Origin of the sequence: Salmonella sp. 3C (assembly GCF_025426275.1) — a bacterium.
Classification (GTDB): Bacteria; Pseudomonadota; Gammaproteobacteria; order Enterobacterales; family Enterobacteriaceae; genus Salmonella; species Salmonella enterica.
Genome location: NZ_CP104858.1, coordinates 2,878,816 through 2,893,584, shown reverse-complemented (window position 1 = coordinate 2,893,584; position 14,769 = coordinate 2,878,816). Strand labels below are relative to the sequence as shown.

Below are 14,769 nucleotides of genomic sequence, written 5' to 3'. Positions count from 1 at the left end.
CACAATGCTTTTTAGTTTCCGAACGCTATTGTTTATCACCAGCCTGTTCGTCAGCGCCGGAACATGGTCGTCATGTATCAAAGTCACCGATAAGAGCGCGCTCTCTGACGCGGCGATAAAAGCGGGCTACACGGCGCAAAACTGGATCGGCGCAACTGACACGAATACCGGTAATATCGGTTTGCCAACGGTGATTAGCGTCAGTAATAGTGAAACTTTTCAACCCTCCGGCACACTATTGGCCAGTGGGATCGGTAACCTCCTGACGGCCGCCACCGGCACGCCCTATTCCAGTAAACAGGTACTTTACCGCTGCGATTCCGCCGATGCCGGGAAGCTCTATGAGATGTATTCGACAAATGGCGATAGCGCTTTTGCGGGGGCATTTTTTACTCCCGAAGTAGAAGGCGCTTATTATGATGTGGAGCGTAATGTTGCTGTCCGTATGACAAACCTCAGTACCGGCGAATATTACAGCCGTTTCTGGAAAGAACGCCAACTTACCGCAGACAGTTGGTTTCAGGATGACAAATATATTTATATTCCTGCCAGCGCGTTTAGCAACGTGTTATATGAGATGTTTAAAATTGACTCAAGAAAATATTTTGCCTACCAGAATCCAATGGACCGAGATACCTGGACGCAGCCTCGGGGTTATATCGCGTTTAAAGGCCCAGGCTTGATTACCGAGCGGATCAAAGCGGGACTGGATCATGCCAGCGATTATTATGGCTGGCCCAGCTATTGGCCCGGGGCATGGAGTACATATAATAGCGTCACCTATGTTCGCGGCGCGTTATGTAAAATCACAGATTATCCTGCGATCGTGAAAATTCCCCCTGTCGCCGTCGGCATATTAGCCGCCGGAGGCAATAGCCAGGCGCCTTTCCACGTCAGCCTGGAATGTGAGTCCGGCGCAGTGTCCAGTGCCCTCCCGTCCACCAGCGCCGCTAATGTCGCAATGGGGTTTGTCGTTAATCAACCCACCGCCGTGGCGGCGGCGCGTCGCCTGGGGCTAACCACATCCGCAGGCGGTCTGTCGTGGCTACTGGACACCCATTATGGCGAACCTGGCGTAGCTTCCGGAGTGGGTATCCGCATCTATAACGATGCCGGTACGCCAATTAACCTGTTACCCGATCGGATCAAGACAGGCACCGGCAACGCCCGAGGCTGGTATGGCTATAAAGATTTAACCACACGGGTATCATCCGGTTCAGTAGAAACCTATAGCGGTGATTTTACTGCCTCGCTTGAAGCGATCGGCGGACAAACAGTAACGGCAGGAAGCGTAAATGCGCAATTACAGGCAGTGGTTAGTTTTCAGTAAAGTCATATTAACGCTACTTGGGTTGACGGGATGGTATGGCCCGGCACAAGCCGCCGTTAATATTGACAGAACCCGAATTATTTTTGCTTCAGATGATGTCGCTCAATCGTTGACATTATCCAACGATAATACAACGCCGATGCTGTTACAGGTATGGACCGACGCCGGAAACATTGACGCCTCTCCGGATAACAGCAAAACGCCGCTGGTGGCGCTGCCGCCGGTATTTAAAATGCAGCCAGGAGAACTGAGAACGCTTCGCCTGCTCCTGAGTTCCCGCCAGCAGCTTGCAACGGACCGGGAGAGTCTCTTCTGGCTAAACATTTATCAGATACCGCCAGTCACCCAGGACATTAAAAACCACCCGCGAAAACTGGTGTTACCGCTTCGTTTGAGGCTAAAAATTTTAATTCGCCCGACTGGGCTAAAAGCGCCCACGGAAGCGGAGGAGAAAAAATTACGTTTTATTGCTAAAGAGAATACTATACGGATAATTAACCCCACCTCGTGGTATATGAGTTTAACGCTAACGACGGATGACAGGAAAAGTATCGGCGATATCATGGTTGCGCCGAAAACAGCACTTGATGTGCCGCTAACACACTCGCCAACGCCGGGAGCATCGATAAATTATGCAGTAATCAACGACTCCGGGAACTGGCGACAATATACCGCCATACTGGAAAAATATATTAGTGAGAGTGATTTTACTCCTGAGTTTTGATGGGAAATATTCAGGGATACGATCGTATCCCTGAGACAGGCCAGAATTCAGCATGTACCATTGTCAAAAATAGCATTAAGCTGATATTTTACTTTTTGCACGGCATCTTTGTTCTGTTGAGTTCCCTTCTCCTCAACAGACATATCCCATACGTTTTCATTATCTGATTCAATTAATGTGTAGAACGTATTATTATTACGCATTATATAACCACGAAAATTATTTCCGATGCCCGTTGTCACAGGCTTAACAACCCCTGAAATAACAGACTCCGTCTCTTTATTGAAAAGCTGATATTGAATATTTGCGCAGTTTAAATCCCAGGGAGAACATTTAAGATTTAAAACAAGCAGTATCGTGTTATTTTCAAAAACAAGGGCATAATGATTGCTGGCAGATGAACATAACGGGAATAGCGCGAGAAGGAGGATTATTATCAATTTCATATACTTATATAGACTCCATCAAAGAAAACTTTCATTTCACGCCCCTGAGAATAGCGAAAGGCATACCATGCAGAACGAATGCTTTCCGAGCTGACGTCCTCATAGACATTTATACCATGCTCAGCAAGTATGCGAGAAAGAAAATGAGAAGATTGTTATGACAGAAAAGGTTGTAACGATAACAGGAACAATACCTATTTCATATTCATTTAATTAATAATATTAATTTTCTATTTCATCTTTGGTAATACCCCCAATGGATTTTCCGCCTATAATGCTGCACAGGTAGCTACTTCTCTTTTGCTGTGAGAAAACATTACATTGGTATAACTAATGAGAATGAGCAGAGGCATTAAGTCACGTAATATTGCGTTTCCTCTGTTAAGGCTTTTGTGTGAAAAGAGCATTACTTTTAGTCAGTTAGGTAGCATTACATAAGCATAACTAAATTTGAGAAAACCTCGAAAAATCAGCATATTGAATTGATGGATGGTATTGTTTTTTAAAGAATTTTAATTACCAACCTGCGATAATACGCTTAAGATGAACACATATCTATTGAGCTAAAGTAGTCGCTCAATCAATCTGATTGTTATGGAGTGAGTGTGTGATACTTACAATGCCATCCAGCCGATACCAATAGAATTCTCAACCTCCGATAATCGTCACCCAAAAATCAGGAGATAAAATATGACGTTAAAACCAGGTGAGAAATCCGGTAATAATGGAGGTATCTATGTGGAGGTTGGGCCTCGTGGTGGGATAAAAGATAACTTTGCCACGATAGCGGAAACAAAACCGCGCCACCAACGCAACGCCCTAAAAGCTACTGGGTGCTGGCAAAAAGAACACCTAACAGTAAACGTAAGTCAGAGCATCTGGCGCCACGACAGTTGGCGCCGACTGATCACAGTACGCCCGGTGCTTTACCGCCTGGCAAGCATTGTGCAAGATGCTCCGTGAGGAAATCGATGCAGATTTTGATACGATCAGAACTTGATGAACGCCGGGTATATACAGCCCAGATATTCGCTTCCTGATACCACTGAGGCAACACGCAAACCAGCTCACCTCGTTCAATATACTGCGCAACATCCCATTCCGACCGCAATGTAATGCCATGGCCTTTCAGGGCCCAAATAAGCACCACACTGCCGCTGTTGGAAGAATGAAAACCGTTTAGTCGGCAATGTGTCTGCTGCTTACCGTCCGTTAATATCCAATTGCCAAATGCCGAGTTTTTTTCCTGAATCATTAGGCAATCGTGCTGCACAAGCGCACTAACAGACTCTGGCTTGCCGTGGCGTTCGAGGTATTCAGGGGAAGCACACAGGATCCGTCGATTAGTGGCTAACTGCCGTGCGATATACAATTCGTTGATATCATCCCCAACGCGAATTTCAATATCGATCCCCTCTTCCACCAGATCCACTTCACGATCCGTTAGCGTGAGTTTTACCGTAATATCAGGATAGGCGATCATAAATGACGACAGCGCCTCTGCGACATATTTATGCCCAAAACCAAATGAGCAGTTGATGGTGATATTACCAGCCAACACACCACGTTGATTATCCAAACGACTGACAAAGCCATCCATTTCACTGACGACCTGCATAGCCCCACCCAGCGCATTTTCGCCTTCCGGTGTGAGACGCATCACTCTGTTATTTCGAAAAAAAAGCCGGGCGTTGAGACATTTTTCAAGGATAGCGATACGTTTGCTGATATAGGAGGGAGATAACCCCAGCTCCAGCGCTGCCCGGGCAAATCCACCGTTGCGAGCAACGGTGACAAAAACGAAAAGATCTTCAACAGAAGGCCAGCCCTCAAGGGGCTGGCGATGTTTTTTTCCTACAGGTGTCGTTTTCATAGCATCAGTGCGAAGTTGCAAAGGATGACCGAGTTATAACACTGAATGTAAAAAGGACTGAAGTTTCTGGATAAAGTACTCAGGACACTCTTCCTGCGGGGAGTGTCCGCAAGGCAATGCTTCCCCCTGAACGTTTAGCGCCTTTTCTTTCCAGGTACCAACCACATCATATAGTTGCCCTACCGTTCCCAGCCCTCCCCACAGCAACTGTAACGGACACCGGATACGCGCCGACGTATCTGCGGCATCATCGTCCAAATCAATCGTCGCAGCAGCCCGGTAGTCCTCACAGATCGCGTGGATCATCTCAGGGTTCTGGTAACAGCGCAGGTATTCATTGAATGCTTCCTGCGAGGTCGCGCCCTCTATTTTTAGCTGGCCAGAAATATGCTTACGCAGAAAAAATGCCGGATCGTGCGCAATCATCGTTTCGGGTAACGGGAAAGGTTGAATCAGGAAAAACCACCAAAAGTAACGCGTAGCAAAGGATTTATCGGTCAAGGCGTACATCGTCGCGGTTGGAGCAATGTCGATAAAAGTACAACAGGTCACACGATCCGGATAATCCAGCGCGAGCCTGTGTCCTACGCGTCCGCCACGATCATGCCCTACGAAGGCAAAACGGGAAAAGCCGAGCGCATCCATTAACATGACGATATCCTGCGCCATGGTGCGCTTTGAATAGGTACGGTGCGCCGGATCGCTCGTTGGTTTATCGCTGTCGCCATAGCCACGCAAATCCGGCAAAATGACTGTATGATTTTGCGCCAATGTCGGTGCGACTTTCCGCCATGTTGTATGATTCTGCGGATGCCCATGTAGCAGTACCAAAGGTGAACCGCTGCCTCCGATAGCCACTCTTACCGTCAGACCATTTTCCAGACGAACATCCTTGAGCGCAAAACCCGGAATAAACGGAGAGGCGCCGCATTCAATCAGTGTACTCATCACTTTCTCCCGTCATGCCAGCTAACAGATGATGTTAAATAACGGCTATCCCGGACGACATTGCGCAGGGTTCCAATATGTTCAATCTCAACTTCAATAACATCACCATCGTGTAAAAACAGCGGTGGAACGCGTTTTTTGCCCACTCCACCAGGCGACCCTGTGAGGATCGTGTCGCCAGGGGAAAGCAGAGTAAAGGTGCTTATATAAGCAATGAGTGAAGCGATAGGATGGATCATATTTGCCGTAGATTCGTTCTGCACCTCCCGCCCGTTTAGTCGTGTCAGTAAACGTAGCATCTGGGGATCGGGAATGTCGTCTGTGGTCACCAGACACGGACCGAATGATCCTGTCGAAGGCCAGTTTTTTCCAGCCGTAAACCAGCTATGCTGCCAGTCCCTCACTGAACCATCCATATAGCAGCTGTATCCGGCGACATAATCTAAAGCATCCTCAGCGCTGACCCGGGAGCATCGCCGCCCAATCACTACGGCTAATTCACCTTCGTAGTCGAACTCATTGGTATTTTCAGGCTTCAGCAGCATGCCATTATGCCCGGTCTGAGAATCCGCAAAGCGGACAAAAAGGGTTGGGGCCGGGTTGGTTTCATTAAACTCAATACGCTTATCGGCGTAATTCATTCCGACACAGATGATCTTCTGCGGATCGTCAATCACCGGCAGAAAAGTGACTTCCTGGTAGTAATAATCCGCCGGCTCATCACACCATAACGCCGCATCCGTCAGCGCATTAGCGCACAGTAGAGATTTCAAAGTGGGATATTTGTCGCCAAGCCGCTGCGAGAGATCAATTATTCCGGTTTCCTGCATAATGCCGTAGCGTTTGCCACCGTTCACAAGATATTGAACCAGTTTCATTGCAGTCTTCTTCCTTAACCGCGCGGGGATGCAGGGCGTTTTAACCACGGCCGCCGTGAATAATGCGCAACCTCAAAATTTTCAATCTCCGGCAAGTATTGCAATGTCCAGGCTATCGCATCTTCGCCTGCGGCCAGCATCGCCCGTTTGAGTTCACTGATCACAAAGGAGATCGTTTCCTCTGCCGTCGTAATTTCGCAGCGATCGAGTGAAACAGTGATAGAATTGGTATCAGCACTCGCGGCAAGCTGCGCCAGGCGCGCCAAAGCAGGTTCATCTAATGAGACCGTGAGGATCCCGTTGCGTTGGCAGTTATCATCGAAAATGCCTGCAAATGTGCTACCTATCAGCCCCCGTACTCCCAGTTGTTTTAATCCCCATACGGCGTGTTCACGACTCGATCCACAGCCAAAATTGGGGCCAACCAGCAGGAATGTCGCGCTCTGCCAGCCCGGCATGTTCAGAATAAAATCAGGATTTGGTTGGCCGCCAGCCATAAAGCGACGATCGAAAAACCCCCCTTTATCCAGCCCCTGGCGATCGATCCCTTTCAGGAACTGTTTTGGCATAATCACATCAGTGTCGATATTCGGTTCCAGCATCGGCGCAATTCGCCCGCTGATTTGCTTAAACGTATCCATCTTATTCCCCTGCCTGAAGTAATGACCGAACATCGACCAGATGCCCCGCTACCACCGCCGCCGCAACCATCGCCGGGCTCATCAAATGCGTTCTTGCTCCAGCGCCCTGTCGTCCAGGGAAATTACGGTTCGTACCTGATGCACAGCGATCGCCGGGCGACAACACATCTTCATTCATCGCAAGGCACATTGAGCAACCCGACTGCCGCCATTCAAAACCGGCAGCAATAAAGATTTTCGCCAGTCCTTCTTCTTCCGCCTGGCGTCTTACCATTGTTGAACCAGGCACAATGATCCCGCGAACATGGCTGGCGATTTTGCGCCCTTCAAGCACCTTCGCAACGGCACGCAAATCCTCAATGCGACCATTTGTGCATGAACCAATAAAAGCGTGAGAGATACGAATATCTTTCAGCAACATGCCAGCCGTTAATCCCATGTAATGAAGGGCCTTCTCAAGCGCCAGGCGCTTAAGCGGATTGGTTTCCTGTTCCGGGAAAGGGACACGTCCGGTGATGGAACCTGTTTGATCCGGACTGATTCCCCAGGTGACTTTAGGCTCAAGATCATGGCAGTTGATCGCCACCGTCTTATCAAATACCGCATCAGCATCGCTGCTCAACTGTGACCATTCCAGCAATGCCTGCTGCCAGAGTTCACCTACAGGCATTTGCGGTTTACCGTAGATATAGTCAAAAACCTTTTTATCCGGCGCAATAATGGCACCACGCGCCCCCGCTTCTACCGCCATGTTGCAGAGCGTCATTCGTCCTTCAACGCTCAACGCGCTGATGGCCTCACCCACAAATTCAATGGCATATCCGGTCGCGCCATCAGCGCCAATACGTTCAAGCAATTCAAGAACAATATCTTTTGCGGAACAGGCGAAAGGTAGCTCTCCCTGAACACTTACGCGCATGGTTTTGAGCTTGCGGTAAACCAGCGTCTGCGTGGCCAGCAGATGTTCAATTTCCGACGTCCCGATACCAAAGCCCAGCGCGCCAAATGCACCATAGGTTGTCGTGTGACTATCCCCGGCGGCGATCACCATGCCAGGCATCACTAGCCCTTGTTCATGAGCAACCACGTGTTCAATCCCCTGACGCGGATCCAGCACATCAAATAATGTGATGCCAAAGTCAGCGGCATTTTCCCGAAAGTAATCAACCTGTAGCTGTCCTCCCGGATCGGTCATTAAGACATCCCGTTGCGACCGAGTGGGATTAACATGGTCAATATTCAATAAAAACGTGTCGGGGTGCCGAACGGTGCGACCGCGTTCTCTTAACCCGCTAAATGCCTGCGGGCTGGTATATTCATTCAGTATTGAACGATCAATATAAAGTAAAACATGTCCTTCGTTATCAAGTTCACGAATGGTATGTGACTCAACTAATTTTTCATACAGCGTTTTAGCAGACATATATATTCCTGGAGCAACGAATATCCGGGTAGCCAAATATTCACAATTTAAGCTTTTAGCTATAGTGACACATTAATGAAAAAATGATGATTCCATTATGGAAAGTATAAAAACACACTTCGTGTCTATAATCAGAAACTCTCCTGAACTGACTGTGTTTTGATTTGCGGTTGTTTCTCATATTTTGCGAAAATAAACCGGCAGATAAATAATCCTATCCCCAGCATCATCAGACATGATGCCGCAATAGCATTCCATCCCTGCCAGGAGAAAAGATACCCGTTTAAATACCCCATTACTGCACCGCCAGAGTAGTAGCAAAGCAGATAAAACGATGTCGCCTGTCCTTTTGCGTTTGGACTCCGTGAACTGACCCAGGCTAATACGGTGGAATGAGCAGAGAAAAATGCGACTGACAGTAAAACGATACCTGAAATGAAAACCCACAGAGAAGGGGCGATTAGCGTAAGAAATGCACCGACCATCATACAGATAATCAGCATACTGAGCGCATTCATCGACCCAATATTCAACGCGACACGGGCAGCATATGGCGCAAGAAAAAAAGTTAATGAGAAGCTAACTGGAATCAAACCTATCCAGGTGTAGCTCAGCTCATAAGGCGGTCGATGCAGGTAAAACGCCAGAAAATTAAAGATGGACGTAAAAGAGCCGAAAAGAATAAATCCAATGACAAAACATAACGATACGCGGATATTCTTAAAATGTTCCAACCCGCCTTTCAACACTGCACCAAGCTGTAGTGAAGGTGTAGGAACAAACTGTCGGGATGTCGGGAGAAACAACTTCACCGCGAGTGCCATAGCAATCAGAACACCACCGAAGATAAAGAAAATCGTATCTATAGATACATGCTCCATCATCAAAGTTGCAAACACACGACCAGACATACTCCCTAGCGAATTGCCAAAAATAAAATATCCAGTAACAATCCCTGCCAAAGCAGGAGAGACTTCTTCACTGATATAGACTGTAACGGCCGCCGTAATACCACTTACTGCAATGCCGAGCAAAGCGCGGTATACCACCAGCATCGGCCATGATGATGTAGTTGCGCACAATAGAGTTAAAATACCTCCTGCCAGCAACGAATAAAAAATGATTGGCTTTCGCCCAAAACGGTCAGATAACGTGCCGCTAAATAACATGGCTAATGCCAGAAACCCCACCTCAGCAGACAAAATCATCCCTACCTGATTCAATGGGATATTATAAACCTCACTTAACTTTGGTAATAAAGCCTGGATTGAATATAAAGAAGCTAACTCTGCCAAACCCGCCAGAGGTAATATCATTAAAATAGGCAAGTACTTACCTATTGTCTCTTCAATATTATTTTTCATACACAATGTTCCGTAAAAGATCCTGATTGCCATCTGCCTGTTTGCCAACAAGCATCCGTGTATACAATATTTATCTTTTACGTTTACAGAATTGACAGCGTTCACATTTTATTTTTCTTAATAGAGACAAAATGGAATCAAGTGTTTTATGAAATGTAGATCATCTAAGAATGACGCGGTAATGGCAACGTAGTAAGTTATGAACTATATATTTATTCAATAAATATATAGACATTAATTTGACGAAAAGAAATGAATCGGCAGTCCAAAACTGTCACTGGCAACCCCTTCTGGACGCCGCCATCCTTAGATGGAAACGTCCGTTAGCGTTTTATTCGATAGTCAGCTCACACGAGTTCTTTGAGCTGCTCCTGCATATAGGTCGAAAAATACTCTGGGTTTTTGATAAGGATGCGGTTACCGGAGGCGACTTTTTCTGCCCATCCGGCCACTTTTTTCGTGAACTCAGGATTCCATCCCTCCTGCTCACCCCGTGCCATCACAACTTCCGGACTCGCTGGCACACCTAAGTCATGCAAATACTTTAGAATTCCCTTAGCGGTGCTTTCATCCATTGAATGGGGCACTGACGCCGAAGTGTTCATACCACCAATAAAATCCAAGGCTTTTTCAATTGCTGTTGGCATGCTCTTATCCTTAAAATTAACCACGTGAGAGACACCTTGATACTATGTACCCAACTCCGCCGGGATATCAAAGAGAACATCGCCTTTCTTTGACTTACCCCGCAGCTAAACGCTTGCGCGGCTGTTTTCTGCACTATTTTTTGGCTTCTCCGGCTAAAACCAGCCCGGTCGCTACCGCATTGCGCGGGCCTTCAGTACCACGGATATTACCCTGCCCGGCGACAACGCCGTACTGCGCCATCGTTATTGATAATGGCGGCATCGGTGGATCCTGCGCCTAAATCGAGGATCGCCAGCGGCACGGCGCATCCATGCGTCGTTAACGCGCCAGCCACAGCCATGTTGGCTTCCACACCACCGACTTCAACTGGGGTATTTAACCGGGCGCTTAGCTCGCTGGCGATAGCCTGCATCTGTAAGCGATCGGATTTCACCATCGCCGCAATGCCAACGGCGTTTTCCATTGAACATTCCCCGGCAATGCCACCCTGTACCGCGCGGGGAATAAACGTATCCACCGCAAGAAGATCCTGGATATGCACGGCGTTCATGTCATGACTGGTCAGCGAGGCCATTGATCTTACCCAGCAATAGTGGACACGCGACTAAGTGAGTAAACTCACAAGTAAGAGGTGACTCACATGACAAAACCAGCATCAACCACCAAAAAGCCACGCAAGCAGCACACGCCTGAATTTCGTCAGGAAGCCCTGAAACTGGCTGAACGCATTGGGGTGGCCGCTGCCGCCCGCGAACTTAACCTGTATGAATCACAGCTCTACAACTGGCGAAGCAAACAGCAAAATCAGCTCTCTTCTTCTGAACGCGAGCAGGAGATGTCCGCTGAGATCGCCCGTCTGAAACGTCAACTGGCAGAACGGGATGAGGAACTGGCCATTCTCCAGAAGGCCGCGACATACTTCGCGAAGCGCCTGAAATGAAGTATGTCTTCATCGAAAAACATCAGGCTGAGTTCAATATCAAAGCCATGTGCCGTGTACTTCAGATTGCCCGTAGCGGCTGGTACGTCTGGCATCAGCGTCGTCATCAGATAAACCAGCGTCAGCGGTTCCGCCTTGTCTGTGATAACGTCGTCCGGGAAGCATTCAGTGACGCAAAACAACGCTATGGTGCGCCACGCCTGACGGATGAGCTTCGTGCTCAGGGTTACCAGTTCAACGTGAAAACCGTGGCGGCCAGCCTGCGTCGGCAGGGGCGGCGGGCGAAAGCCTCGCGCCGGTTCCGTCCGGTCAGTTACCGCAAACATGATCTGCCAGTCTCAGAGAATTGGCTGAAGCAGGACTTTTACACCAGCGGCCCGAATCAGAAGTGGGTGGGTGACATCACGACGAGAACTGGCATCTGCAAGTGTGATCGTCGGATACACACCCAGCGAGATCATTTTTGGCTTACCGGCAAAACGATAACGGAACCGCCAGCTCTTGCTTCCATTAGGTTCAATTAGCAATGACAACCCTTGCCCATCTCCGAGTGTATAGGCTTTAGTTTCAGGCTTAGCGCGGCGAATCTGCATATCGTTTAAAGGCATGTGGATAGGAATCCAAGACCGAACAGGAACATATACACAATCCTATACACATTCAGTGTCGGATTCTACTGGATGGTTACGGACGGTGATGGACAAAAAAGCAATAAAGTCGTTATAAATCAGTGTATTTATGGATGAATACGGACGTTTGAGGAACTTGAGATGGTGCCGATAATAGGAGTCGAACCTACGACCTTCGCATTACGAATGCGCTGCTCTACCAACTGAGCTATATCGGCCCTGAGAAGGGTGTGTTCACGCGGGTGAATCACGGGGTAGAAGGTTAAAACTAACCGGGCGGTGCGTCAATAGCCTTGCTACTCAACCGGCTATTTTTGCACCGCTCGACATTAATTACGCACGAATCGTACCATCGCCAAAGCCGATCCACTTATAGGTGGTAAGCGCTTCAAGCCCCATCGGACCGCGGGCATGTAATTTCTGCGTGCTGACCGCCACTTCTGCGCCAAGCCCAAACTGCCCGCCATCGGTAAAACGGGTAGAGGCGTTGACATAAACCGCAGCGGAATCCACTTCGTTCACGAAACGCGCAGCATTATGCATATCACTCGTCAAAATCGCATCGGAGTGCTGAGTACCATGTTCGCGAATGTGAGCGATAGCGCCATCCATATTTTCGACCACCACAACGTTCAGATCCAGAGACAGAAACTCGTTATCCAGCTTTTCCGGTTTCAGCGGCACCAGTTTGGCAGGGCCATGCAGTTGCATGACGGTTTCATCCCCATGCAACGTCACGCCGCTCTCCGCCATCTGCTTGCTCAGCGCAGGCAAAAAGCGTTCTGCGATGTCCTGATGCACCAGCAAGGTTTCCACCGTGTTACAGGTGCTCGGGCGCTGGGTTTTGGCGTTAACAATAATCTTCAGCGCCGGGGCGATGTCTGCGCTGCTATCAACAAAAATATGGCACACGCCAATCCCGCCGGTAATCACCGGAATGGTGGATTGCTCGCGGCACAGTTTATGCAAGCCTGCGCCGCCGCGCGGGATCAGCATATCGATGTACTTATCCATACGCAGCATTTCATTGACCAGCGAACGGTCCGGATTATCAATCGCCTGAACCGCCGCCTCCGGTAAACCGCAAGCTTTCAGCGCCTTCTGAATGACACGAACGGTTGCGGCATTCGTGCGATACGTCTCCTTCCCACCGCGTAGAATCACCGCATTACCGGTTTTCAGACACAAAGAAGCCACATCAACGGTAACATTCGGACGCGCCTCATAGATAACGCCAACCACGCCCAACGGCACGCGGCGGCGTTCCATACGTAGCCCGCTGTCCAGCAGACCGCCGTCGATCACCTGCCCGACCGGGTCGGCGAGATTACAGACCTGGCGCACATCGTCAGCAATCGCTTTCAGACGCGCAGGGGTCAGCGTCAGGCGGTCCAGCATCGCTTCGCTCAGGCCATTGGCTCGCGCCTGCTCAACATCTTGTACGTTCGCGCTGAGGATACTTTCCATTTGCGCTTCCAGTTCATCGGCTATTTTTTCCAGCACGCGATTTTTTTCGCCGCTGGAGAGCAGCGCCAGCTTATACGACGCCGCTTTAGCAGCAATGCCCATTTGTTCCAGCATATGCCTGTTCCTTATCGAGTAATCATGTCATCACGATGAACAGCGACCGGGCCATATTCATAGCCCAGAATCGCATCGATTTGTTGAGAGTGGTGACCGGCTATCCGCCGCAGAGCATCACTGTTATAACGGCTGACGCCATGAGCAATATCACGCCCTTGCAGGTTACAAATTCTGATGACCTCCCCCCGCGAGAAATTGCCCGTCACGCTTTTGATGCCTTTTGGCAGAAGTGAACTGCCACGTTCCAGCATTGCCGCGGTCGCGCCTTCATCAACCGTAATTTCACCTGCCGGCGGCGCGCCGAAGATCCAACGTTTGCGGTTCTCCAGCGGCGAGGCTTGCGCATGAAAACGGGTGCCGACGGAAATCCCCTCCATCACATCGCCGATCACGCCCGGTTTACTGCCTGAGGCAATAATCGTATCAATACCCGCGCGACAGGCCACGTCTGCCGCCTGAAGCTTAGTGCTCATACCACCGGTTCCCAGCCCGGAAACGCTGTCTCCCGCGATAGAGCGCAGCGCATCGTCAACGCCATACACATCTTTGATAAGCTCCGCCTGCGGATTGCTACGCGGATCGGCGGTAAATAATCCTTGCTGATCGGTCAGCAGCAGCAGTTTATCCGCGCCTGCCAGGATAGCCGCCAGCGCGGAGAGGTTATCGTTATCGCCCACTTTAATTTCCGCTGTCGCAACGGCATCATTTTCATTGATAACCGGCACAATATGGTTATCCAGTAATGCACGTAGCGTATCGCGGGCGTTCAGAAAGCGCTCTCTGTCTTCCATATCCGCACGCGTCAACAGCATCTGCCCGATATGGATACCGTAAATTGAAAACAACTGCTCCCACAGTTGAATCAGGCGGCTTTGCCCTACCGCCGCCAGAAGCTGTTTAGAGGCGATCGTTGCCGGCAGTTCCGGGTAGCCGAGATGTTCACGTCCGGCGGCAATCGCGCCAGAGGTAACAATAACAATACGATGTCCCGCGGCGTGTAGCTGCGCGCACTGGCGGACAAGTTCTACGATATGGGCACGGTTCAGGCGGCGCGATCCGCCTGTTAGCACGCTGGTGCCGAGTTTTACGACCAGCGTCTGGCTGTCACTCATGATTCTCTGCCGTTCAAAATAAGAAATAAAGACCAAATGAACGTTTTAGCAGGACTGGCTCCGGTTGCCAACAACCTGTACGCGTAGCGTGAAATTTTGTTGCGCAGGATCAGCAAGCGTAGCGGCGGAATTTGACCATTTTATTACCGCAACAATTAAACATATTTTTTTAAAAAAAATTCTCACTTTGTCATAAATCTTTCATTACCGAACGTTAAAAACCTTCCTG

Annotated in this window: 14 protein-coding genes, 1 tRNA gene and 3 pseudogenes; 4 read left to right on the top strand and 14 right to left on the bottom strand. The window is 49.2% G+C overall.

All coding sequences use genetic code 11. The annotated features are described in order from the left end of the window. Positions 1 to 4: 4 nt before the first annotated feature. Positions 5 to 1,330: a fimbrial usher protein StbD gene (gene stbD / locus N7E69_RS13660; protein WP_000899103.1), complete on the top strand. Its 1,326-nt coding sequence runs from the start codon at positions 5 to 7 to the stop codon at positions 1,328 to 1,330. Next, positions 1,296 to 2,054 carry a fimbrial biogenesis chaperone StbE gene (gene stbE, locus N7E69_RS13655; RefSeq protein WP_001247029.1) on the top strand — a complete coding sequence of 253 codons (759 nt, stop codon included), beginning with the start codon at positions 1,296 to 1,298 and terminating at the stop codon, positions 2,052 to 2,054. Before stbD ends, stbE begins: the two co-directional genes overlap by 35 nt. Before the next feature lie 47 nt (positions 2,055 to 2,101). Here stbE and N7E69_RS13650 read toward each other — a convergent pair whose 3' ends face one another. Beyond that, complete coding sequence (locus tag N7E69_RS13650) at positions 2,102 to 2,500, bottom strand: hypothetical protein (protein ID WP_001751542.1); 399 nt, start codon at positions 2,498 to 2,500, stop codon at positions 2,102 to 2,104. A 690-nt stretch (positions 2,501 to 3,190) separates the two neighbouring features. Here N7E69_RS13650 and N7E69_RS13645 point away from each other — a divergent pair. Next, positions 3,191 to 3,463 carry a hypothetical protein gene (locus N7E69_RS13645; protein ID WP_001675688.1) on the top strand — a complete coding sequence of 91 codons (273 nt, stop codon included), beginning with the start codon at positions 3,191 to 3,193 and terminating at the stop codon, positions 3,461 to 3,463. Here N7E69_RS13645 and N7E69_RS13640 read toward each other — a convergent pair. From N7E69_RS13640 to N7E69_RS13600, 9 genes and pseudogenes are all read right to left on the bottom strand, one after another. Then, positions 3,408 to 4,373 (bottom strand): LysR family transcriptional regulator, encoded by a 966-nt coding sequence (locus N7E69_RS13640; protein WP_000859022.1) that lies wholly within the window; start codon positions 4,371 to 4,373, stop codon positions 3,408 to 3,410. The two genes, N7E69_RS13645 and N7E69_RS13640, sit on opposite strands and share 56 nt — an antisense overlap. Before the next feature lie 33 nt (positions 4,374 to 4,406). Continuing rightward, a complete protein-coding gene (locus tag N7E69_RS13635; RefSeq protein ID WP_000105592.1) occupies positions 4,407 to 5,321 on the bottom strand; it encodes an alpha/beta fold hydrolase in 915 nt (304 codons plus the stop codon). Next, the gene (locus N7E69_RS13630) at positions 5,321 to 6,199 is read right to left on the bottom strand and encodes a fumarylacetoacetate hydrolase family protein (protein ID WP_000780212.1); all 879 of its coding nucleotides are present in this window, start codon (positions 6,197 to 6,199) and stop codon (positions 5,321 to 5,323) included. Before N7E69_RS13630 ends, N7E69_RS13635 begins: the two co-directional genes overlap by 1 nt. 14 nt (positions 6,200 to 6,213) lie before the next feature. Continuing rightward, complete coding sequence (gene leuD, locus N7E69_RS13625; RefSeq protein WP_000379339.1) at positions 6,214 to 6,840, bottom strand: 3-isopropylmalate dehydratase small subunit; 627 nt, start codon at positions 6,838 to 6,840, stop codon at positions 6,214 to 6,216. Position 6,841: 1 nt separating this feature from the next. After that, positions 6,842 to 8,263, bottom strand: coding sequence for a 3-isopropylmalate dehydratase large subunit (gene leuC, locus N7E69_RS13620; protein ID WP_001274863.1), 1,422 nt, complete (start codon positions 8,261 to 8,263; stop codon positions 6,842 to 6,844). A 131-nt stretch (positions 8,264 to 8,394) separates the two neighbouring features. Further along, positions 8,395 to 9,633, bottom strand: a complete 1,239-nt coding sequence (locus N7E69_RS13615; RefSeq protein WP_077906648.1) for an MFS transporter — start codon at positions 9,631 to 9,633, stop codon at positions 8,395 to 8,397. Between the two features lie 341 nt (positions 9,634 to 9,974). Further along, positions 9,975 to 10,298 carry a DUF1889 family protein gene (locus N7E69_RS13610; RefSeq protein ID WP_001573898.1) on the bottom strand — a complete coding sequence of 108 codons (324 nt, stop codon included), beginning with the start codon at positions 10,296 to 10,298 and terminating at the stop codon, positions 9,975 to 9,977. A gap of 109 nt (positions 10,299 to 10,407) precedes the next feature. Next, positions 10,408 to 10,515, bottom strand: a complete 108-nt coding sequence (locus N7E69_RS13605) for a diol dehydratase reactivase ATPase-like domain-containing protein (protein ID WP_021294037.1) — start codon at positions 10,513 to 10,515, stop codon at positions 10,408 to 10,410. Beyond that, positions 10,484 to 10,849: pseudogene (locus N7E69_RS13600) on the bottom strand (diol dehydratase reactivase ATPase-like domain-containing protein); the annotation flags it as partial. The pseudogene N7E69_RS13600 and the gene N7E69_RS13605, both read right to left, overlap by 32 nt. Before the next feature lie 66 nt (positions 10,850 to 10,915). Between N7E69_RS13600 and N7E69_RS13595 the strand changes: the two are divergent. Then, positions 10,916 to 11,622: pseudogene (locus N7E69_RS13595) on the top strand (IS3 family transposase); the annotation flags it as partial. Here N7E69_RS13595 and N7E69_RS13590 read toward each other — a convergent pair. The 4 genes and pseudogenes from N7E69_RS13590 to proB all read right to left on the bottom strand — a co-directional run. Beyond that, positions 11,599 to 11,823 (bottom strand): annotated as a pseudogene (locus N7E69_RS13590) (Arm DNA-binding domain-containing protein); the annotation flags it as partial. The pseudogenes N7E69_RS13595 and N7E69_RS13590 overlap by 24 nt on opposite strands. A gap of 163 nt (positions 11,824 to 11,986) precedes the next feature. Further along, positions 11,987 to 12,062, bottom strand: a tRNA-Thr gene (locus tag N7E69_RS13585). Positions 12,063 to 12,177: 115 nt separating this feature from the next. Continuing rightward, complete coding sequence (proA, locus tag N7E69_RS13580; protein ID WP_000893239.1) at positions 12,178 to 13,425, bottom strand: glutamate-5-semialdehyde dehydrogenase; 1,248 nt, start codon at positions 13,423 to 13,425, stop codon at positions 12,178 to 12,180. An 11-nt stretch (positions 13,426 to 13,436) separates the two neighbouring features. Then, a complete protein-coding gene (gene proB / locus N7E69_RS13575; protein WP_001285275.1) occupies positions 13,437 to 14,540 on the bottom strand; it encodes a glutamate 5-kinase in 1,104 nt (367 codons plus the stop codon). Positions 14,541 to 14,769 lie beyond the last annotated feature (229 nt).